This window comes from Pseudomonas sp. NGC7, assembly GCF_047159675.1.
Classification (GTDB): Bacteria; Pseudomonadota; Gammaproteobacteria; order Pseudomonadales; family Pseudomonadaceae; genus Aquipseudomonas; species Aquipseudomonas kermanshahensis.
Genome location: NZ_BAAFZY010000001.1, coordinates 5,012,715 through 5,032,563 on the forward strand (window position 1 = coordinate 5,012,715; position 19,849 = coordinate 5,032,563).

General features: G+C 60.5%; 18 protein-coding genes and 1 pseudogene. 13 read left to right on the top strand and 6 right to left on the bottom strand.

What is annotated here, in order from left to right; genetic code table 11:
- Nucleotides 1-129 precede the first annotated feature (129 nt).
- Nucleotides 130-885 (bottom strand): GntR family transcriptional regulator, encoded by a 756-nt coding sequence (locus ACMCNM_RS22295; RefSeq protein WP_027592953.1) that lies wholly within the window; start codon nucleotides 883-885, stop codon nucleotides 130-132.
- 281 nt (nucleotides 886-1,166) lie between these two features.
- Between ACMCNM_RS22295 and ACMCNM_RS22300 the strand changes: the two genes are divergently transcribed.
- Nucleotides 1,167-2,516, top strand: coding sequence for an NCS2 family permease (locus ACMCNM_RS22300; protein WP_099454895.1), 1,350 nt, complete (start codon nucleotides 1,167-1,169; stop codon nucleotides 2,514-2,516).
- A 514-nt stretch (nucleotides 2,517-3,030) separates the two neighbouring features.
- Here ACMCNM_RS22300 and ACMCNM_RS22305 read toward each other — a convergent pair.
- Together ACMCNM_RS22305 and uraH are read right to left on the bottom strand one after the other, a co-directional pair.
- Nucleotides 3,031-3,261: pseudogene (locus tag ACMCNM_RS22305) on the bottom strand (RHS repeat-associated core domain-containing protein); the annotation flags it as partial.
- A gap of 200 nt (nucleotides 3,262-3,461) precedes the next feature.
- Complete coding sequence (uraH, locus tag ACMCNM_RS22310) at nucleotides 3,462-3,815, bottom strand: hydroxyisourate hydrolase (protein WP_027592955.1); 354 nt, start codon at nucleotides 3,813-3,815, stop codon at nucleotides 3,462-3,464.
- 375 nt (nucleotides 3,816-4,190) lie between these two features.
- Between uraH and puuE the strand changes: the two genes are divergently transcribed.
- The 7 genes from puuE to ACMCNM_RS22345 all read left to right on the top strand — a co-directional run bounded on the left by puuE (nucleotide 4,191) and on the right by ACMCNM_RS22345 (nucleotide 11,129).
- Nucleotides 4,191-5,117, top strand: a complete 927-nt coding sequence (puuE, locus tag ACMCNM_RS22315) for an allantoinase PuuE (protein WP_412765440.1) — start codon at nucleotides 4,191-4,193, stop codon at nucleotides 5,115-5,117.
- On the top strand, nucleotides 5,117-5,632 hold the full coding sequence (gene uraD / locus ACMCNM_RS22320) for a 2-oxo-4-hydroxy-4-carboxy-5-ureidoimidazoline decarboxylase (protein WP_027592957.1): 516 nt from the start codon (nucleotides 5,117-5,119) through the stop codon (nucleotides 5,630-5,632). Before puuE ends, uraD begins: the two co-directional genes overlap by 1 nt.
- 49 nt (nucleotides 5,633-5,681) lie before the next feature.
- Nucleotides 5,682-6,185, top strand: coding sequence for an ureidoglycolate lyase (locus ACMCNM_RS22325; RefSeq protein ID WP_027592958.1), 504 nt, complete (start codon nucleotides 5,682-5,684; stop codon nucleotides 6,183-6,185).
- A gap of 43 nt (nucleotides 6,186-6,228) precedes the next feature.
- A complete protein-coding gene (locus ACMCNM_RS22330; RefSeq protein ID WP_027592959.1) occupies nucleotides 6,229-7,545 on the top strand; it encodes a urate hydroxylase PuuD in 1,317 nt (438 codons plus the stop codon).
- 163 nt (nucleotides 7,546-7,708) lie between these two features.
- Nucleotides 7,709-9,064: a nucleobase:cation symporter-2 family protein gene (locus ACMCNM_RS22335; protein ID WP_412765441.1), complete on the top strand. Its 1,356-nt coding sequence runs from the start codon at nucleotides 7,709-7,711 to the stop codon at nucleotides 9,062-9,064.
- Between the two features lie 143 nt (nucleotides 9,065-9,207).
- A complete protein-coding gene (locus ACMCNM_RS22340) occupies nucleotides 9,208-9,993 on the top strand; it encodes an outer membrane protein OmpK (protein ID WP_085272528.1) in 786 nt (261 codons plus the stop codon).
- A 353-nt stretch (nucleotides 9,994-10,346) separates the two neighbouring features.
- Nucleotides 10,347-11,129: an outer membrane protein OmpK gene (locus ACMCNM_RS22345; protein WP_027592962.1), complete on the top strand. Its 783-nt coding sequence runs from the start codon at nucleotides 10,347-10,349 to the stop codon at nucleotides 11,127-11,129.
- A gap of 65 nt (nucleotides 11,130-11,194) precedes the next feature.
- Here ACMCNM_RS22345 and ACMCNM_RS22350 read toward each other — a convergent pair whose 3' ends face one another.
- The gene (locus tag ACMCNM_RS22350) at nucleotides 11,195-11,509 is read right to left on the bottom strand and encodes a hypothetical protein (protein WP_412765442.1); all 315 of its coding nucleotides are present in this window, start codon (nucleotides 11,507-11,509) and stop codon (nucleotides 11,195-11,197) included.
- Nucleotides 11,510-11,661: 152 nt separating this feature from the next.
- Here ACMCNM_RS22350 and ACMCNM_RS22355 point away from each other — a divergent pair, with 152 nt between their 5' ends.
- The gene (locus ACMCNM_RS22355; RefSeq protein ID WP_412765443.1) at nucleotides 11,662-13,605 is read left to right on the top strand and encodes an LTA synthase family protein; all 1,944 of its coding nucleotides are present in this window, start codon (nucleotides 11,662-11,664) and stop codon (nucleotides 13,603-13,605) included.
- On the opposite strand, the gene ACMCNM_RS22360 is transcribed toward ACMCNM_RS22355, so the two are convergent.
- Nucleotides 13,595-14,503: a DUF808 domain-containing protein gene (locus tag ACMCNM_RS22360; RefSeq protein WP_274887807.1), complete on the bottom strand. Its 909-nt coding sequence runs from the start codon at nucleotides 14,501-14,503 to the stop codon at nucleotides 13,595-13,597. The genes ACMCNM_RS22355 and ACMCNM_RS22360 overlap by 11 nt on opposite strands.
- 130 nt (nucleotides 14,504-14,633) lie before the next feature.
- Between ACMCNM_RS22360 and ACMCNM_RS22365 the strand changes: the two genes are divergently transcribed.
- Nucleotides 14,634-15,245, top strand: coding sequence for a TetR/AcrR family transcriptional regulator (locus ACMCNM_RS22365; protein WP_099428678.1), 612 nt, complete (start codon nucleotides 14,634-14,636; stop codon nucleotides 15,243-15,245).
- A 128-nt stretch (nucleotides 15,246-15,373) separates the two neighbouring features.
- Here the strand turns inward: ACMCNM_RS22365 and ACMCNM_RS22370 are convergent, their stop codons facing one another.
- Entirely contained in the window at nucleotides 15,374-15,814 is a 441-nt protein-coding gene (locus tag ACMCNM_RS22370; RefSeq protein WP_099428677.1) for a GlcG/HbpS family heme-binding protein, read from the bottom strand.
- 257 nt (nucleotides 15,815-16,071) lie between these two features.
- Here ACMCNM_RS22370 and gcl point away from each other — a divergent pair, with 257 nt between their 5' ends.
- From gcl to ACMCNM_RS22385, 3 genes are all read left to right on the top strand, one after another.
- The gene (gcl, locus tag ACMCNM_RS22375) at nucleotides 16,072-17,847 is read left to right on the top strand and encodes a glyoxylate carboligase (protein ID WP_027592968.1); all 1,776 of its coding nucleotides are present in this window, start codon (nucleotides 16,072-16,074) and stop codon (nucleotides 17,845-17,847) included.
- Between the two features lie 54 nt (nucleotides 17,848-17,901).
- Nucleotides 17,902-18,726 (top strand): hydroxypyruvate isomerase, encoded by an 825-nt coding sequence (hyi, locus tag ACMCNM_RS22380; protein ID WP_186704045.1) that lies wholly within the window; start codon nucleotides 17,902-17,904, stop codon nucleotides 18,724-18,726.
- 91 nt (nucleotides 18,727-18,817) lie between these two features.
- Nucleotides 18,818-19,711, top strand: a complete 894-nt coding sequence (locus tag ACMCNM_RS22385; RefSeq protein WP_099428674.1) for a 2-hydroxy-3-oxopropionate reductase — start codon at nucleotides 18,818-18,820, stop codon at nucleotides 19,709-19,711.
- The last annotated feature ends 138 nt before the right edge of the window (nucleotides 19,712-19,849 follow it).

Genomic DNA, 19,849 nt, shown 5'->3' on the forward strand with positions numbered 1-19,849 from the left:
CCAGGGGCCGCGTTGCGCCCCATTCGCAGCACAAGGCTGCTCCTACAAAGGATTGCGTAACCCCTGTAGGAGCAGCCTTGTGCTGCGAATGGGCCGCAACGCGGCCCCCTAGTTCATACAAGCAAACGATCAACCCTTGGCAGCAACCTTGGGCTTTTTCAACAGATGCGAAAACACCGCATGCAGATCGTCCGAGGCACTTTCTTCGTCCAGGTTCAGCTTGCTGTCGATGTGGTCCATGTGATGCATCATCAGGCTCACCGCCTGCTCGGCGTCACGCGCTTCGATGGCATCGATCAGCTGCATGTGCTCGTCGTACGAGCAATGCGAGCGGTTGCCGCTTTCGTACTGGGCAATGATCAGCGAGGTCTGCGACACCAGGCTGCGCTGGAAACTGACCAACGGCGCATTACCCGCCGCCTCGGCCAGCTTCAGGTGGAATTCGCCAGACAGGCGGATGCCCGCGCCGCGGTCACCACGGGAGAAGCTGTCACGCTCCTCACGCACCATCTGACGCAGCTCGTTGAGCTGTTCGAGGGTAGCGTGCTGCACGGCCAGTTCGGTGATGGCGCGTTCGACCATGCGCCGCGAGAAGAACACTTGGCGTGCCTCTTCCACCGTCGGGCTGGCCACCACCGCACCGCGGTTGGGCCGCAGCAGCACCACGCTTTCGTGGGCCAGGCGCGACAGGGCGCGACGGATGATGGTGCGGCTGACGCCAAAGATCTCGCCCAGCGCTTCCTCGCTCAACTTGGTGCCCGGCGCCAGACGCTGTTCGAGGATCGCCTCGAAAATATGCGCGTAGACGATGTCGTCCTGGGTACCGCTGCGCCCGGCCTTGCCAGCGCGCACAGGTTTTTTCAGAGGTTGCAGCTGTTCGTTCATGGGCTCTCGAGGCACGAAGGAAAGTATGGCGCCATTGTACACAGGCTGAGCCGTTTCTGCAGGTGGCCTTTTACCTATATAGCCGTTGTACTGCGCATTGCGCACACAAAAGATAAAACATTATTTGCTTTATTTGTACACAAAAGCATAATCCACCGTGCAACTTCCTGACCCATAAGTCAACAAAACGGTCAGGCGTCTGCCTTCCCTCGCGGAGCCGCCAAGTGCAAGCGCAGGACAATGGCTCCAAAACAACAAGAAAGACTTGAGGAGTACCCGCTGTGGAAAGCCGCAAATCCGAAGCCCCTACGCTGGATCTCGCCCCACCGCTCGAAACGAGCTGGCTGGAGCGGATTTTCAAACTCAAGCAACATGGCAGCACTGTCAAAACCGAAATGATCGCCGGGGTGACCACCTTTATCACCATGGCGTACATCATCTTCGTCAACCCCAACATCATGGCTGACGCCGGCATCGACCACGGCGCGGCATTCGTCGCCACCTGCATCGCCGCCGCGCTGGGCTGCCTGCTGATGGGCCTGTACGCCAACTGGCCGGTGGGCCTGGCGCCCGGCATGGGCCTGAATGCGTTCTTCACCTACACCGTGGTCGGCACCATGGGCTACAACTGGGAAACGGCACTGGGCGCGGTGTTCGTCTCGGGTGTGCTGTTCATGTTCCTGACCCTGTCAAAAGTGCGCGAATGGCTGCTCAACAGCATCCCGGTGAGCCTGCGCCATGCAATGGGGGCCGGTGTCGGATTGTTTCTCGGACTGATCGGCCTCAAGACTGCAGGCATCATCGTCGACAGCCCGGCCACGCTGATCAAGCTCGGTTCGCTGCATGAACCCGGCCCACTGCTGGCGGCGCTGTGCTTCCTGTCGATTGCCATCCTCAGCTACAAGCGGGTGTTCGGCGCGATCCTGATCAGCATCATCGGCGTCACCCTGGCCGGCTGGGGCCTGGGCCTGGTGAAATTTGGCGGGGTGATGTCGATGCCGCCAAGCCTGGCGCCCACCTGGATGGCCATGGATGTGGCCGGCGTGTTCAACGTCAGCATGATCAGCGTGGTGCTGGCGTTCCTGTTCGTGCACATGTTCGACACCGCCGGCACCCTGATGGGCGTGGCGCAACGTGCCAACCTGGTGGCGCCGGACGGGCGTATCGAAGGCCTGTCACGCGCATTGAAGGCAGACAGTGCCTCCAGCGTGTTCGGTGCCGTGGTCGGCGTGCCGCCCGTTACCAGCTATGTAGAAAGCGCGGCGGGGGTGGCCGCCGGTGGGCGTACCGGTCTCACGGCAGTGGTGGTTGGCCTGCTGTTCGTCGCGGCGATGTTCTTCGCCCCGCTGGCCGGGATGATTCCCGCCTACGCCACCGCCGGTGCGTTGATTTACGTAGCCATGCTGATGATGGGCAGCATGGCGCACATCCACTGGGATGAAGCCACCGACAGCATTCCGGCGATCGTCACCGTGATCATGATGCCGCTGACCTTCTCGGTCGCGGACGGTATTGCCCTGGGGTTCATTACCTATGTGGCGCTGAAGGCGGGGACTGGCAAGTACAAGGAAATCTCGGCCAGCCTGTGGGTGCTGTGTGCGATTTTCATTGCCAAGTTTGTGTTCCTCTAATAGCCACTCGCATCAACAAAGGGCGCCTCGGCGCCCATTCTATCTAGGCGCCGGGTGCTGGTTTTTTCTTAAAGGCATAGGGCGCTGCACGCAGCTCCACTACCTTCGCACCTAGCGGAGGTAAGTCCCGCATCTGGATATAAGGGAATACTGGTGGCTTGAGCACGATCCGGCCTGCCTTGTCCTTTCCATAGCCAATAGTTGGAACCAAGCTGACACCTTCTTGCAAAAATGCCCCCAGAACCTCACCTGGGCCGTCGGCCGCTTTAGCGTATGCCTCGGCTTGGTACATATCATCCGTTATATAAAAACCTTCTCCTTGAAGTCGCCTATCAGGCAGTGAATGCCCACGCGCCAAACCACGTTTCAACGAGGGTCCATTTGAAGCCTTCGTACCATGAAAGCCAATTAACTGAGTAAATTTCTTTGGGGTGTTATCTGCAGCCCCAGCCAGCGCTGCCTGACCGCTCGCAGGTACTCTATTGACCATTTCCACCAGTGCTTTCACTAGCCAGTGACCGGTTGGATCACGGTGATTCACTGGATCACCCTGGCAGTAGCTGTATGCGTTCAAACCACCTTGGGCGAACGGGCTCAAGCTATCCGGGCCATTGAAACGCATCAAAACGGGGTTGTACGCTCTATATCCATTACCCAGATGATAATGGCCAGTAACCCAATCCGATCGTTCACCGTTGAAGCCAAGAGCAGCCTGATGAAGCAGTGCGTGGCCAAAAGGGGAATACACATGAATTGTATTCATCAGGTGAGATCCTCAAAGGTTACTTAAAACCTGATTTTCTCAAACGCACCCCAAAGAGCCCACTGGTAAAAATGTCAGTCGCGCAGTGCAACTCACCTGTAGATACAAAAACACCAGACGAAAAAAAGCCCGCCAGTGTGAGAGCGGGCCAAAGGACCTACGAAGATTCTTCTAGCGACCAACTAGCTTCCGCGATAGGTCGAATAGCTGTACGGCGAGATCAGCAGCGGCACGTGGTAATGCTCCTGTTTCTCGTCGATGCCAAAGCGCAGCACGACAACATCCAAAAACGCCTGGGCCGGCAGTTGCACACCGCGAGCGCGGTAGTAATCGCCAGCGCTGAACTGCAACTGGTAAACGCCCGTGCGGTAATCGTCACCCTGCAACAGCGGCGCATCGACGCGGCCATCGCTGTTGGTCAGGGCGGTGTTCACCAGCTCCAGCTGTTGGCCTTCGACACGGTACAACTCGACCTTGATCGAGCTGCCCGGGCAGCCATGCGCGGCATCCAGTACGTGTGTGGTCAAACGTCCCATTGCTTGTCGCCTCTTGTTCAATCTGTGGGCAAAAAATACACGGCCATCATCACGCCAACCGGCCTGCGATGTGCGGGAATGACGTTATTAAGACATTCCATCGACAAATTGTACACAATTTTTTGAACCCGTCTGTCGCGGCCCAGGCAAACCCGCCAACAGTCGCAAATACAGGCACCGTGCCGAGGGCAACGTCATTAGCTGACCAATCAGGCAGGTTTATTGCAAGGGATTCTCAGGCGACAAAAGGGAAGAAATGCGGAAAAACAGGCTTACAAAAGATTTCAGAAGTTGTATACAATCAGCCCATCCGGTGGTGCGACATACCGACGCGGCCCGCCCACCCCGCACTAACACACAAGAAGGAAGACTGCAGTGAGCGCTGACTATCCTCGCGACCTGATCGGTTACGGCAACAACCCACCTCACCCGCAATGGCCGGGCAACGCCCGCATTGCCCTGTCTTTCGTCCTCAATTACGAAGAAGGTGGCGAGCGCAACATCCTGCACGGTGACAAAGAGTCCGAAGCCTTCCTGTCCGAGATGGTCGCCGCCCAGCCGTTGCAGGGCCAACGCAACATGAGCATGGAGTCGCTGTACGAGTATGGCAGCCGTGCTGGCGTGTGGCGCCTGCTCAAGCTGTTCAAGGACAGCGGCGTACCGCTGACCGTGTTCGCCGTGGCCATGGCCGCTCAGCGCCACCCGGATGTGATCCGCGCCATGGTCGAAGCCGGCCACGAGATCTGCAGCCACGGCTACCGCTGGATCGACTACCAGAACATGGACGAGGCCCAAGAGCGCGAGCACATGCTCGAAGCCATCCGCGTCCTCACCGAACTGACCGGCGAGCGCCCTGTGGGCTGGTACACCGGCCGCACCGGCCCGAATACCCGCCGCCTGGTGATGGAGGAAGGTGGTTTCCTCTATGACAGCGACACCTACGACGACGACCTGCCCTACTGGGAGCCGAACAACCCCACCGGCAAGCCGCACCTGGTGATCCCCTACACCCTGGACACCAACGACATGCGCTTCACCCAGGTACAAGGCTTCAACTGCGGCGAGCAGTTCTTCCAGTACCTCAAGGACGCCTTCGATGTGCTGTACGCCGAAGGCGCCGAAGCGCCGAAGATGCTCTCCATCGGCCTGCACTGCCGGCTGGTCGGCCGCCCGGCGCGCCTGGCCGCGCTCAAGCGCTTCGTCGACTACGCCAAGAGCCATGACCAGGTCTGGTTCGCCCGTCGCGCGGACATCGCCCGCCACTGGCACACCACCCACCCGTACAAGAAAGAGAACGCCTGATGACCGCTTTCAAGACCCTCACGCCATCGACCCTGGGCCGCGACGCCTTCGTCGCCGCCTTCGCTGACATCTACGAGCACTCGCCGTGGGTCGCTGAAAAAGCCTATGGCCTGGGCAACCTGAGCGAGCTGGACGAGATCGAAGTGCTGCACCAGCGCATGAGCGACATCCTGCTCAGCGCCAACCACGCCGACCAGCTGGCGCTGATCAACGCTCACCCGGACCTGGCCGGCAAAGCCGCCATCCAGGGCGAGTTGACCGAATCGAGCACCAACGAGCAGGCCGGCGCCGGTATCCACCAGTGCACCGCCGAAGAGTTCGCCCGTTTCACCGAACTCAACGACGCCTACAAGGCCAAGTTCCAGTTCCCCTTCATCATGGCCGTGAAGGGCAGCAACCGGCACCAGATCCTCGCCGCTTTCGAGAAACGCATCCACAACGACGCGGATGCCGAATTCAAGGAAGCCCTGGCGCAGATCAACCTGATCGCCCTGTTCCGTCTGCTGCAGCTGTAAGCAACAGCCGAACCTCATTCAGAAAACGAACAATAGAAGAGATAACCGCATGCGCACCCTGATGATCGAGCCCCTGACCAAAGAAGCCTTCGCCCCCTTCGGTGACGTGATCGAAACCGATGGCAGCGACCACTTCATGATCAACAACGGCTCGACCATGCGCTTTCACAAGCTCGCCACGGTCGAAACCGCCGAGCCTGAAGACAAAGCGATCATCAGCATCTTCCGCGCCGACGCGCTGGACATGCCGCTGACCGTACGCATGCTGGAACGCCATCCGCTGGGCAGCCAGGCTTTCATCCCGCTGCTCGGCAACCCCTTTCTGATCGTGGTCGCGCCCGTTGGCGATGCACCTGTATCAGGCTTGGTCCGCGCCTTCCGCAGTAACGGCAGGCAGGGCATCAATTACCATCGCGGCGTTTGGCACCACCCGGTGCTTACGATCGAAAAGCGGGATGATTTCCTGGTGGTTGATCGCAGTGGTTCTGGCAACAACTGCGATGAGCATTACTTCACCGAGGAACAGATGCTGATCCTCAATCCCCACCAATAAGAAAAGGTCGATCATCGTAAGGTGATCGGCAGAGGTACATACTGTGGAAGCACACCTTCACGAATGGCTGAACCTGAGCATTCGCTGGGTTCACATGATCACCGGTGTCGCCTGGATCGGTGCATCGTTCTACTTCGTCTGGCTGGAAAACAACCTGAACCGGAGCAATCCGCGTGACGGGCTGTCGGGTGACCTTTGGGCCATCCACGGCGGTGGTATCTACCACCTTGAAAAGTACAAGCTGGCACCCCCGAAAATGCCCGAGAACCTGCACTGGTTCAAATGGGAAGCCTACTTCACCTGGATGTCCGGTATCGCCTTGCTGTGCGTGGTGTTCTACTGGAACCCGACCCTGTACCTGCTGGCCCCTGGCAGCACCCTGAGCGGTGCCGAGGGCGTGGCCATTGGTATCGGTTCGCTGGTGGCCGGTTGGTTCATCTACGACCTGCTCTGCGACTCGCCGCTGGGCAAGCGCCCGGCACTGCTGGGTGGCGTGCTGTTCGTGCTGATCATCGCTGCGTGCTGGGGCTTCAGCCTGGTATTCAGCGGCCGTGGCGCATACCTGCACACCGGCGCGATCATCGGCACCATCATGGTCGGCAACGTGTTCCGCATCATCATGCCGGCCCAGCGCCAGCTGGTGGCAGCGATCGAGAACAACACCACGCCTGACCCACGCCTGCCGGCCAAAGGCCTGCTGCGTTCGCGTCACAACAACTACTTCACCCTGCCGGTGCTGTTCATCATGATCAGCAACCACTTCCCGAGCACCTACGGCAGCCAGTACAACTGGCTGATCCTGGCCGGCATTGCAGTGGCGGCGGTATTGATCCGTCACTACTTCAACACCCGCCATGACAGCAGCAAGTACGCCTGGACCCTGCCCGTCGGCGCCCTGGCGATGATCTGCCTGGCCTACGTTACCGGCCCCAAGCCGATGGCCGTCAGCCCAGAGCAAGCAGCCGCGAAGATCGAGTACCAGCCGCTGCCCGCCACCGCCGTCGGCGGCAAGACGGCTGCCGAGCTGCGCGCCGAGGAGGCCAGCAAGCCCGCCGAAGCCCCTGCGGCACCGGCGCCAGCCACTGCCCAGGCAAGCGGCGACAGCTTCGACAAGATCCACAATGTCATCCAGGAACGCTGCACCGTGTGCCACTCGTCCAAGCCGACCAGCCCACTGTTCAGCGCCGCCCCTGCCGGCGTGATGTTCGACACCCCGCAGCAGATCCAGGCCCAAGCCGCGCGCATCCAGGCGCAAGCGGTCGCCAGCCAGATCATGCCGCTGGGCAACATCACCCAGATGACCACCGAAGAGCGCAAGCTCGTCGGTGACTGGATCGCCAAAGGCGCCCCGGTCAACTGACCCATCGGGCACACACCGCTCCCGGTGGGAGCGGGTTTACCCGCGAAGAGGCCGGCCTGTCCGGCCTCTGTTTCAAGGCAATACGCAACTAGCAAGCATCGAGCGCCCAGGCCTGCAGCCTGGCGCTTGGATCCGAGAATAAAAACAAAACTCGAGGTGCTGCATGTCCGAGTCACGCAAGGCGTACATTCCCGTTGCGCCGCCGCGTCAGCCTCTGCCCATGTTCCAACTGATCCTGGTAGGCCTGCAACATGTACTGTTGATGTACGGAGGCGCGATTGCCGTGCCTTTGATCATTGGCCAAGCCGCCGGATTGTCCCGTGAAGAAGTCGCCTTCCTGATCAACGCCGACCTGCTGGTCGCAGGCGTCGCTACAATCATCCAGTCGTTCGGTATCGGCCCGGTGGGCATCCGCATGCCCGTGATGATGGGCGCCAGCTTCGCTGCCGTCGGCAGCATGGTGGCCATGGCCGGCATGCCCGGCGTCGGCCTGCAGGGGATCTTCGGCGCGACCATCGCCGCCGGGTTCTTCGGCATGCTGATCGCGCCGTTCATGTCCAAGGTCGTACGCTTCTTCCCGCCCCTGGTTACCGGTACCGTCATCACCTCGATCGGCCTGTCGCTGTTCCCGGTCGCGGTCAACTGGGCCGGTGGCGGCCATGAGGCAGAAGCCTTCGGCTCGCCCATCTACCTGATGGTCGCAGGCCTGGTACTGGCCGTGATCCTGCTCATCAACCGCTTCATGCGTGGCTTTTGGGTCAACGTTTCGGTGTTGGTCGGCATGGGCCTGGGTTACATCCTGGCCGGCTCCATCGGCATGGTCGACCTGACCGGCCTGAAAGACGCACCGTGGCTGCAAGTGGTCACCCCACTGCACTTCGGCATGCCGACCTTCAGCCTGGCACCGATCCTGTCGATGTGCCTGGTGGTGGTGATCATCTTCGTCGAGTCCACGGGCATGTTCCTCGCCCTGGGCAAGGTGACCGATCGTGAAGTCACGCCTGGCATGCTGCGTCGCGGCCTGCTGTGCGATGCCGGCGCGTCGTTTGTCGCGGGCTTCTTCAACACCTTCACCCACTCCTCGTTCGCCCAGAACATCGGCCTGGTGCAGATGACCGGGGTACGCTGCCGCTACGTCACCGTGGTGGCCGGCGCGCTGTTGATCCTGCTCAGCCTGCTGCCCAAAGCGGCCTTCCTGATTGCTTCGATCCCGCCTGCGGTACTGGGCGGCGCGTCCATCGCCATGTTCGGCATGGTCACCGCCACCGGGATCAAGATCCTTCAAGAAGCAGACATCGGCGACCGTCGCAACCAGCTGCTGGTTGCGGTGAGTGTCGGTTTCGGGCTGATCCCCGTGGTACGCCCGGAGTTCTTCGCACAGATGCCGCAGTGGATGGAACCGATCACCCACAGTGGCATCGCCATGGCCACGGTCAGCGCCCTGGTGTTGAACGTGCTGTTCAACATCCTCGGGGGTGCCGACCGCGCGGCGCATAACGACGCCTGTCACCAGCACTGAGCCAGAGGGGGCGGCGCAATGGCCGCCCCTGACTCACACCCGCAGTAACCGCTACACCGTCGGCCCGCCGGAATGGGCCGCTCGGGGCGCCCCTGCGCGCTAAAAAAACCGCCAACAAAAACAATAAGTCCGGGAATCACGACATGAAGCGCATCACCACGTCCCTGTTATTGGGCAGCAGCCTGCTGGCCACCCTCCCCTCGCATGCAGGCGAATGGCTGCAATGGCACGGCGAAAGCCTGAGCTACCTGTACGGCAAGGACTTCAAGGTCAACCCTGATATTCAGCAGACCATCACGTTCGAGCACGCCAACAAATGGAAGTACGGCGACACCTTCATGTTCGTCGACAAGATTTTCTACAACGGCAAGGCCGACCGCAGCAAAGGCGTGACCACCTACTACGGTGAGTTCAGCCCACGCCTGTCGCTTGGCAAGATGACCGGCCATAAATTCGAATTCGGCCCGATCAAAGACGTGCTCATCGCCATGACCTACGAGCGTGGCGAAGGCGACAACGAGGCTTACCTGATCGGCCCCGGCTTCGACCTGGCCGTCCCCGGCTTCAACTACTTCACCTTGAACTTCTACGTGCGCAACACCGAGGGCAGCCGCCCCGGCGACAACGTCTGGCAGATCACCCCGGCCTGGTCGTACACCATTCCCGTGGGCAGGTCCGACATCCTCATCGACGGCTACATGGACTGGGTCGTGGACAACGACCAGACCCGCCGTGGCACCTACCACGCCAACCTGCAGTTCAACCCGCAGGTCAAATACGACCTGGGCAAGGCCCTGAACCTGGGTGCCAAGCAGTTGTACGTGGGCTTTGAATACAGCTACTGGAAGGACAAATACGGCATCGACAGCCGTGGCAATGTGGACAGCAACCAGAGCGTTGCAAGCGCCCTGATCAAAGTCCATTTCTAATAACCTGACCAAACGCACAAGTTTGATTCACACCGCTCCAGGACGGAGCACTTGAGGACCGGCGCGCAAGCCAGTAATCTGCGCGCCCCCTCGATCAGGGCAGAACGGATTCTGCCTGCGTTTACTGACCGCTCAGTCAATGAATACGGGCGGTTGGCCAACGTGTTGCCAGCCTGAAAGACCCTTTTCATCCGTTCAGAACGAAGTCGAGCAGGAAGGTTGTGCCAGCCCGGAAAAGTTGGCTCAGCTCTTGCCAAACAGCTGTGGCCTATCGAAAAAAGCTGACTCAAAAGACAAAAACAGCGCCAACACCGAGCGCTGACAACAGATCAATCAAGGGAGCGACACTCGCAATGCGTACCATCAACAGCCTGATCCTCGCCGGCGGCCTGCTGGCCTGCGGCACCACCTTCGGCGGCGACCTGCTGCAGTGGCAGAACAACAGCCTCACCTACCTGTGGGGCAAGAACTTCAAGGTCAACCCCGAGATCCAGCAAACCGTGACCTTCGAGCACGCCGATGGCTGGAAGTACGGCGACAACTTCATTTTCGTCGACAAGATCTTCTACCAAGGCAAGAAAGACGCGGGTAACGGCCCCAACACCTACTACGGTGAAATCAGCCCACGCCTGTCGTTTGGCAAGATCTTCGACCAGAAGCTGGCGTTCGGCCCGGTCAAGGACGTGCTGCTGGCGATGACCTACGAGTTCGGCGAGGGTGATACCGAGTCCTACCTGATCGGCCCGGGCTTCGACCTGGACATCCCAGGCTTCGACTACTTCCAGCTGAACTTCTACCAGCGCACCACCGACGGCAGCCGCGCGGGCGACAACGTCTGGCAGATTACCCCGGTCTGGTCCTACACCATTCCAGTCGGCTCGTCCGACATCCTTATCGACGGCTTCATGGATTGGGTCGTGGACAACGACGAGAACCGTCGCGGCACCTACCAAGCCAACCTGCACTTCAACCCACAGGTCAAATATGACCTGGGCAAAGCATTGCACCTGGGTGAGAAGCAACTGTATGTCGGTTTTGAATACGACTACTGGAAGAACAAGTACGGCATCAAGGATTCCGATGCCTTTACCACTGACCAAAATACGGCGAGCTTCTTGGTAAAAGTACACTTCTAAGCCGCTGAAACGTGACAGCGTTGCTAACCGGTGACGCTGTCACGCACTAAGTTGTAAGAAACTTCTTACAAGCTTTTAGGAGAAAACCTACCTAACAAATAACTTGCCTTGTAGGTCAGAATAACCCCAGCCGGCAGAACAATACCCACTATCACCAATGCCATCTCCACCTGATGGTGCTCAAGCATCTGCAGGATATCCACCACCAGCATCACCACACTGATGGTCAGCGCCACGCCGAACATCGCGCAGCCCTTGTAGAGCGCCTGCATGTCTATCCCGCGCAGCAGGAAGCCAAAGCCCAAGCTTACCCAGGCAATCGCCGTGATCAGATACAACGCCAAGTGATAGGCGTCGTAGGTCAATACATTGCCGAACATGTGCACACCTCCCCATCAAGTCTGTAAGCGACAGTGCCTAACTATAATTCTGACTTTCTCTATGCGCACCGCAAAATTTTGACATTTTTTTTGCAAACGCTCATCTAACCTGCCGCCCTCTGCACAACTAAAAAAGACAACAGGGCTATTTGATGCGCACTACCCTCGCCGCCCCTTGGCGCTACTTGGTACTACTTTGCTCACTCTGGTTCGGCATTTTCCTACTGACGCGGTTGGTATTGCTGGTAACCCACCTGGATGAAGTCAGCGGTAATTACTTCTCATTGTTTTTTGACGGGGCAATCTACGACCTGAGTTTTCTTGTCTATGCTGCCCTGCCGATCGGCGTATGCCTGGCGCTTTGCCCGACCTCGCTGTGGCGTACGCGCGCCCATCGTGGGCTGCTGACCGGGCTGCTGGTGGTCAGCCTGTTCGTGATGCTGTTCGTCGCAGTGTCGGAATGGCTGTTCTGGGACGAATTCGGTGTGCGCTTCAACTTCATCGCCGTCGACTACCTGGTCTACTCCAAGGAAGTACTGGACAACATCCGCGAATCCTACCCATTGCCCACGCTGCTCAGCGCCATCGCGTTGGTCGCAGTGGTGCTGGCAGTGCTGCTGCGCAAACCACTGGCCCAGGCCCTGGCCGCCCCCGCCGCGAGCATGCGTCAACGCGTGCTGGGCATTGCCCTGCTGGCCGCGCTGGCTGGCCTGAATGGCGTGGTAATCGATCAGCAGTTTCCGCGCGGCGAAGGCGGCAACGCCTACCAGCGCGAGCTGGCCAGCAACGGCCCGTATCAGTTCTTCGCCGCCTTCCGTAACAATGAACTGGACTACACGCAGTTCTATGCCAGCCTCGACGCAGCTGACGTCGGCGTGCACATGCATCAGGAACTGGCCGAACCCGACGTCCGCTTCCAGGGCCAGGAGCCACAGGACATTCGCCGCCACATCAGCGCCCATGGCCCACAGCGCACCCCGAACATCATCCTGGTGACCCTCGAAAGCTTCAGCGCCAAATACATGGGCAGCAACGGCGACGCGCGCAACCTCACGCCCAACCTCGACGCCTTGCGCAGCGAAAGCCTGTACTTCAACAATTTCTACGCCACCGGCACCCGCACCGACCGCGGCCTGGAAGCCATCACCCTGTCGATTCCGCCAACCCCGGGGCGCTCGATCGTCAAGCGCATCGGTCGCGAAAGCGGCTATGCCAGCCTCGGCCAGCAGTTGACGGCCAGGGGCTACGATGCCGTGTTCGTCTACGGTGGGCGCGGCTACTTCGACAACATGAACGCGTTCTTCAGTGGCAATGGCTATCGCATCGTCGACCAGAGCAGCATCGATGAAAGCGAAATCAGCTTCAAGAACGCCTGGGGCATGGCCGATGAAGACCTGTATCGGCAAACCCTGAAGCTGGCCGACGCTGACCATGCCAAGCAGCAGCCGTTCTTCCTGCAACTGATGACCACGTCCAACCATCGCCCCTACACCTACCCGGAAGGCCGCATCGACATTCCATCCGGTGATGGCCGTGAAGGTGCGGTGAAGTACACCGACCATGCCATCGCGCAGTTCCTGCAGGCAGCCAAGCACAAGCCGTGGTTCGACAACACGCTGTTCATCTTCGTCGCCGACCACACCGCTGGCAGCGCTGGCGTGGAAGACCTGCCGGTGAGCAATTACCAGATCCCGTTATGGATCTATGCACCCAAGCTCATCGCGCCCCGAGAGGATGCCAAGCTGGCCAGCCAGATCGACCTGGCGCCGACCGTGCTCGGCCTGCTCAACCTTGACTACACCTCGACCTTTTTCGGCCGCGACCTGCTCAAGGAAGATGCACTGCCACCTCGCGTACTGATCGGCAACTACCAGCACCTAGGCCTGTTCGACGGCAAAAACCTGGCCATCCTCAGCCCACGCGGTGGCATGCGCGTGCATGAAGACGCCTTGGGCAACAGCCATGAAACCACCGTGGGCAACGACAACCCGCTGGTACGCCGGGCCATTGCCTACTACCAGAGCGCCGCCTACGGCTTCAGCAAGGGCCTGCTGGCCTGGAAGCCGGAGGAAAACGGCGTGGTCGTCAGCCCCTGACGGCGCGCCACACCTTCGTTACGCCGCTGACCACCGCCAGCACCACGGCCCCGGCCACGACACCGGCCACGCCGTTGAGCAAGGCCACGGTCAGCCCACCACCGCGCCCCACGCTGAAGGCCTCGATGGCATGATGCAGGGGCGCGATGCCATGCACCAAAATCCCGCCGCCGACCAAAAACATTGCCGCCGTCCCGATCACCGACAGGCTCTTCATCATGTAGGGCGCGGCGCGCAGGATGCCGTTACCGACCGCCTGGGATAATTTGGATGCTTTCTGGGTCATCCACAGGCCCAGGTCATCGAGCTTGACGATGCCGCCCACCAGCCCGTAAACGCCAACCGTCATGACGACGGCGATGCCCGACAGCACGATGATCTGCTGGGGCAGCGGCGAATCCGCCACGATCCCCAAGGTGATGGCAATGATCTCGGCCGACAGGATGAAGTCGGTGCGCACCGCACCCTTGATCTTGGCCTTCTCGTAGGCGACCAGGTCGACACTGGCGTCGGCCACGGCCTCCTTGCGGGCCTCATGCTGCGCGCTGTCCTCTTCCTTGCTGTGCAAGAACTTGTGCGCCAGCTTCTCGAACCCCTCGTAGCACAGGTACGCGCCACCGACCATCAGCAACGGCGTCACCGCCCAGGGGATGAAGGCGCTGATCAGCAACGCCGCCGGCACCAGGATCGCCTTGTTGACGAACGAGCCTTTGGCCACCGCCCAGACCACCGGGATTTCGCGTTCGGCGCGCACGCCGGTCACCTGCTGGGCATTGAGCGCCAAATCGTCCCCCAGCACGCCGGCCGTCTTTTTCGCCGCGACCTTGGTCATCAACGACACGTCGTCGAGTACCGTGGCGATGTCGTCGATCAGTACCAGTAGACTGCTTCCTGCCATGTGCCTGTTTCCCGTGAAATGAATGTGCCGGAGTCTAGCCGAAAGTCGCTGCCTTGAGCGCCCTTCAACCGCGGTGCTAACATGCCCGATCCCTCTTAGAGGTGGCCAGACACGAGGAAGATCCCTGACAATGAGCACCATTCGCGAGCGCAACAAGGAATTGATCCTGCGCGCGGCCAGCGAGGAATTCGCCGACAAGGGCTTCGCCGCCACCAAGACCAGCGATATCGCGGCCAAGGCCGGCCTGCCCAAGCCGAACGTGTATTACTACTTCAAGTCCAAGGACAACCTCTACCGCGAGGTCCTGGAGAGCATCATCGCGCCGATCATGCAGGCCTCGACGCCGTTCAATGCTGACGGTGACCCTAAAGAAGTGCTGAGTGCCTACATTCGCTCGAAAATCCGCATTTCCCGCGATTTGCCGCATGCCTCCAAGGTGTTTGCCAGTGAGATCATGCACGGTGCGCCGCATTTGTCGCCCAACCAGGTCGAGCAGCTCAACGAGCAGGCACGGCACAATATCGAGTGCATCCAGGGCTGGATCGAGCGCGGGCAGATCGCCAATGTGGATGCGCATCACCTGATGTTCAGCATCTGGGCGGCGACCCAGACCTATGCCGATTTCGATTGGCAGATTTCGGCGGTGACGGGCAAGGCCAAGCTGGCCGAGAGTGATTATGACGCGGCGGCCGAGACCATCATTCGGCTGGTGCTCAAGGGCTGTGAGCCTGAGGCGGCCTGACAGGGCCAGTGGGGCTGCCTTGCAGCCCATCGCGACACAAGGCCGCTCCTACAGGGGTTACGCGGTCCCTTGTAGGAGCGGCCTTGCGTCGCGATTGGGCCGCAAAGCGGCCCCAGCAATCTAAAGCCTTACGCAGCCACCCCCGCATCCGCCTTCAACCCAACTTCCTCGATCGCACTGATTGCGCATTGCTCGTCGATATCCGACGTATCCCCGCTGATCCCCACCGCACCCAGCACCTTGCCGTCCTGATCACGAATCAGCACACCCCCCGGTGCCGGCACCACCGGCCGCTCCCCCAGCCCATTCAACGCGGCAAAAAACGCCGGCCGTTGCTGCGCATCCAGCGCCAACAAGCGTGAGCCCTTGCCCAGGGCAATTGCCCCCCAGGCCTTACCGGTGGCCACTTCCGGCCGAATCAGGCTAGCGCCATCCTCGCGCTGCAGCGCCAGCAAGTGCCCGCCCGCATCGAGCACCGCCACAGTCAACGGCGCAGCGTTGATCTGGCGGCCTGCCGCCAGCGCAGCATTGACCAGGCTTACCGCGACTTTCAGGTTCAGAACGTTCATGAAAAGGTCCTCTTCTTGTTGTGAGAAGCCCTAAGGGCAGTTGAAAACCAATAGCGCAAATAGAACACAACAGAAGATATTTTTGTATACAATATTTTAAAACGATCGTACTCGATCCGACAGAACGCCGTTTTCACGGGCGCTCCGACGAAAGCCATTCTCCCCGATGAAAATCCATTGACCTAAGCGCACAGGCGTGAATACACTCTGTCGCACAGCAAGTTGTATACAATTACAAAATCGATGAGGCACAACCCATGAGCAAAATGAGAGCAATCGATGCAGCCGTTCTGGTCATGCGCCGTGAAGGTGTAGATACCGCGTTCGGCATCCCAGGGGCTGCCATCAACCCGCTGTACTCGGCCCTGAAAAAAGTCGGTGGCATCGATCACGTCCTCGCTCGCCACGTTGAAGGTGCCTCGCACATGGCCGAGGGCTACACCCGTGCCAACCCAGGCAACATCGGCGTGTGCATCGGCACTTCCGGCCCTGCCGGCACCGACATGGTCACCGGCCTGTACAGTGCGTCGGCCGACTCCATCCCAATTCTCTGCATCACTGGCCAGGCCCCGCGTGCACGCCTGCACAAAGAAGACTTCCAGGCCGTCGACATCACCAGCATCGTCAAGCCGGTGACCAAGTGGGCGACCACCGTGCTGGAGCCAGGCCAAGTGCCTTACGCGTTCCAGAAGGCCTTCTATGAAATGCGCACCGGCCGCCCAGGCCCTGTGCTGATCGACCTGCCGTTCGACGTGCAGATGGCTGAAATCGAATTCGACATCGACGCCTACGAGCCGCTGGCCGTCAACAAGCCATCCGCCACCCGTGTACAGGCCGAAAAAGCCCTGGCAATGCTCAATGACGCCGAGCGCCCACTGCTGGTTGCAGGCGGCGGCATCATCAACGCCGACGCCAGCGACAAGCTGGTCGAGTTCGCTGAACTGACCGGTGTACCGGTCATCCCGACCCTGATGGGCTGGGGCACCATCCCGGACGACCACGCCCTGATGGTCGGCATGGTCGGCCTGCAGACCTCGCACCGCTACGGCAACGCCACCCTGCTCAAATCCGACCTGGTGTTCGGCATCGGTAACCGTTGGGCCAACCGCCACACCGGCTCCGTCGACGTCTACACCGAAGGCCGCAAGTTCGTGCACGTGGACATCGAACCGACCCAGATCGGCCGCGTATTCACCCCAGACCTGGGTATCGTGTCGGACGCTGGTAAAGCACTGGACGTGTTCCTCGAAGTAGCCCGCGAATGGAAAGCCGCTGGCAAGCTCAAGTGCCGCAAGGCCTGGCTGGAAGACTGCCAAGAACGCAAAGCCACCCTGCAGCGCAAGACCCACTTCGACAACGTGCCGGTCAAGCCGCAGCGCGTGTACGAAGAGATGAACCAGGTGTTCGGCAAGGACACCACCTACGTCAGCACCATCGGCCTGTCGCAGATCGCCGGCGCGCAGTTCCTGCACGTGTACAAGCCACGTCACTGGATCAACTGCGGCCAGGCTGGCCCGCTGGGCTGGACCATCCCTGCCGCACTGGGTGTGGTCAAGGCCGACCCATCGCGCAAAGTGGTCGCCCTGTCGGGTGACTATGACTTCCAGTTCATGATCGAAGAGCTGGCAGTCGGCGCGCAGTTCAACCTGCCATACGTCCACGTGCTGGTGAACAACGCCTACCTCGGCCTGATCCGCCAGGCGCAGCGTGGCTTCGACATGGATTACTGTGTACAACTGGCGTTTGAGAACATCAACTCCAGCGACGCCGCCAGCTACGGTGTCGATCACGTCGCCGTGGTCGAAGGCCTGGGCTGCAAGGCCATCCGCGTATTCGAGCCAGGCGAAATCGCCCCTGCCCTGCTCAAGGCGCAGAAGATGGCCGAAGAGTTCCGCGTGCCGGTGGTGGTTGAAGTGATTCTCGAGCGTGTGACCAATATTTCCATGGGCACCGAGATCAACGCGGTCAACGAGTTCGAAGACCTGGCTCTGGTCGGTAACGACGCGCCAACCGCCATCTCGATGCTGGACTGATCGCCTGACGCCCCCAGGCATGCCCTGGGGGCCTTCATCGCAAGGAGACAACTCATGCCTCGCTTCGCTGCCAACCTGTCCATGCTGTTCACCGAACAGGACTTCCTGGCCCGCTTCAAGGCCGCCGCCGATGCTGGTTTCAGCGGCGTCGAATACCTCTTCCCGTACGATTTCAGCGCGGCCGAAATCAAACAGCAGCTCGATGCGCACGGCCTGACCCAGGTGCTGTTCAACCTGCCGGCCGGCGACTGGGCCAAAGGCGAGCGTGGCATCACCTGCCACCCCGACCGCGTTGAAGAGTTCCGCGCCGGTGTCGACAAGGCCATCGAATACGCCAAGGTCCTGGGCAACACCCAGGTCAACGCCCTGGCCGGCATCCGCCCGCAAGGCCTGCAATGCGCCGACGTGCGCAAGACCTTCGTCGACAACCTGAAGTTTGCCGCCGAAAAACTGAAAGCCGCCGGCATCCGCCTGGTCATGGAAATGATCAACACCCGCGACATCCCAGGCTTCTACCTGAATACCACGAAGCAAGCCTTGGAAATCCAGGCCGAAGTCGGCAGCGACAACCTGTTCCTGCAGTACGACATCTACCACATGCAGATCATGGAAGGTGACCTGGCTCGCACGATGGAAGCCAACCTGAAACTGATCAACCACATCCAGCTAGCCGACAACCCAGGCCGCAACGAGCCAGGCACCGGCGAGATCAACTACCGCTTCCTGTTCGAGCACCTGGACCGCATCGGCTACCAGGGTTGGGTGGGCGCAGAGTACAAGCCGCTGACCACCACTGAAGCGGGCCTGGGCTGGCTGAAGACCCATGTGGGAGCGGGCTTGTCCCGCGAAAGCGCCCGCAAAGACACTTCCATTGCCTGACCGACCGCATTCGCGGGGCAAGCCCGCTCCCACAGGGTTTTGTGGCAGCCCCGCGATTAGGTATCAACAACTATAAAGAGGCACATTTATCATGGCTAAAATCGGCTTTATCGGCACCGGCATCATGGGCAAGCCCATGGCTCAGAACCTGCAAAAAGCAGGTCACAGCCTGTTCGTTTCCACCCACCACGACGCCGCCCCGGCCGACCTGATCGCCGCTGGCGCGGTGGCCCTGGCCAACCCGAAAGAAGTGGCCCAGGAAGCTGAATTCATCATCGTCATGGTCCCCGACACCCCGCAGGTGGAAGCCGTCCTGTTCGGTGAGAACGGCGTGGCCGAAGGTGTCGGCCCGAACAAGGTCGTGATCGACATGAGCTCGATCTCGCCGACCGCTACCAAAGCCTTCGCCGAGAAGATCAAAGCCACCGGCGCCGCCTACCTGGACGCCCCGGTGTCCGGCGGTGAAGTCGGCGCCAAGGCCGCGACCCTGAGCATCATGGTCGGTGGCTGCCCGAAGGCCTTCGAGCGCGCCCTGCCGCTGTTCGAAGCCATGGGCAAGAACATCACCCGCGTGGGTGGCAACGGCGACGGCCAGACCGCCAAGGTGGCCAACCAGATCATCGTTGCGCTGAACATCCAGGCGGTTGCCGAAGCCCTGCTGTTCGCCGCCAAGAACGGCGCCGACCCAGCCAAGGTGCGTGAAGCACTGATGGGCGGCTTCGCTTCGTCGAAAATCCTCGAAGTGCACGCCGAGCGCATGATCAAAGGCACCTTCGACCCAGGCTTCCGCATCAACCTGCACCAGAAGGACCTTAACCTGGCCCTGCAAGGCGCCAAGGAACTGGGCATCAACCTGCCCAACACCTCCAACGCCCAGCAAGTGTTCAACACCTGCCAGGCCCTGGGTGGCGGCAACTGGGACCACTCGGCGCTGATCAAAGGCCTGGAGCACATGGCCAACTTCTCGATCCGCGACGACAAGTAAGCTGAATTTGGGGCTGCTTTGCAGCCCTTTCGCGACGCAAGGCCGCTCTTACAGGGATCGCGGTCTCAGGTAGGAGCGGCCTTGTGTCGCGAAAGGGGCGCAAAGCGCCCCCAGGGTCTCTGACCCAACACCGAGCAA

Coding starts and splice junctions, on each gene's coding strand:
- ACMCNM_RS22295 (WP_027592953.1), bottom strand. CDS start 885: ATGAACGAACAGCTGCAACCTCTGAAAAAACCTGTGCGCGCTGGCAAG.
- uraH (WP_027592955.1), bottom strand. CDS start 3,815: ATGGGACGTTTGACCACACACGTACTGGATGCCGCGCATGGCTGCCCG.
- uraD (WP_027592957.1), top strand. CDS start 5,117: ATGACCGCTTTCAAGACCCTCACGCCATCGACCCTGGGCCGCGACGCC.
- ACMCNM_RS22325 (WP_027592958.1), top strand. CDS start 5,682: ATGCGCACCCTGATGATCGAGCCCCTGACCAAAGAAGCCTTCGCCCCC.
- ACMCNM_RS22335 (WP_412765441.1), top strand. CDS start 7,709: ATGTCCGAGTCACGCAAGGCGTACATTCCCGTTGCGCCGCCGCGTCAG.
- ACMCNM_RS22340 (WP_085272528.1), top strand. CDS start 9,208: ATGAAGCGCATCACCACGTCCCTGTTATTGGGCAGCAGCCTGCTGGCC.
- ACMCNM_RS22345 (WP_027592962.1), top strand. CDS start 10,347: ATGCGTACCATCAACAGCCTGATCCTCGCCGGCGGCCTGCTGGCCTGC.
- ACMCNM_RS22350 (WP_412765442.1), bottom strand. CDS start 11,509: ATGTTCGGCAATGTATTGACCTACGACGCCTATCACTTGGCGTTGTAT.
- ACMCNM_RS22355 (WP_412765443.1), top strand. CDS start 11,662: ATGCGCACTACCCTCGCCGCCCCTTGGCGCTACTTGGTACTACTTTGC.
- ACMCNM_RS22360 (WP_274887807.1), bottom strand. CDS start 14,503: ATGGCAGGAAGCAGTCTACTGGTACTGATCGACGACATCGCCACGGTA.
- ACMCNM_RS22365 (WP_099428678.1), top strand. CDS start 14,634: ATGAGCACCATTCGCGAGCGCAACAAGGAATTGATCCTGCGCGCGGCC.
- ACMCNM_RS22370 (WP_099428677.1), bottom strand. CDS start 15,814: ATGAACGTTCTGAACCTGAAAGTCGCGGTAAGCCTGGTCAATGCTGCG.
- gcl (WP_027592968.1), top strand. CDS start 16,072: ATGAGCAAAATGAGAGCAATCGATGCAGCCGTTCTGGTCATGCGCCGT.
- hyi (WP_186704045.1), top strand. CDS start 17,902: ATGCCTCGCTTCGCTGCCAACCTGTCCATGCTGTTCACCGAACAGGAC.
- ACMCNM_RS22385 (WP_099428674.1), top strand. CDS start 18,818: ATGGCTAAAATCGGCTTTATCGGCACCGGCATCATGGGCAAGCCCATG.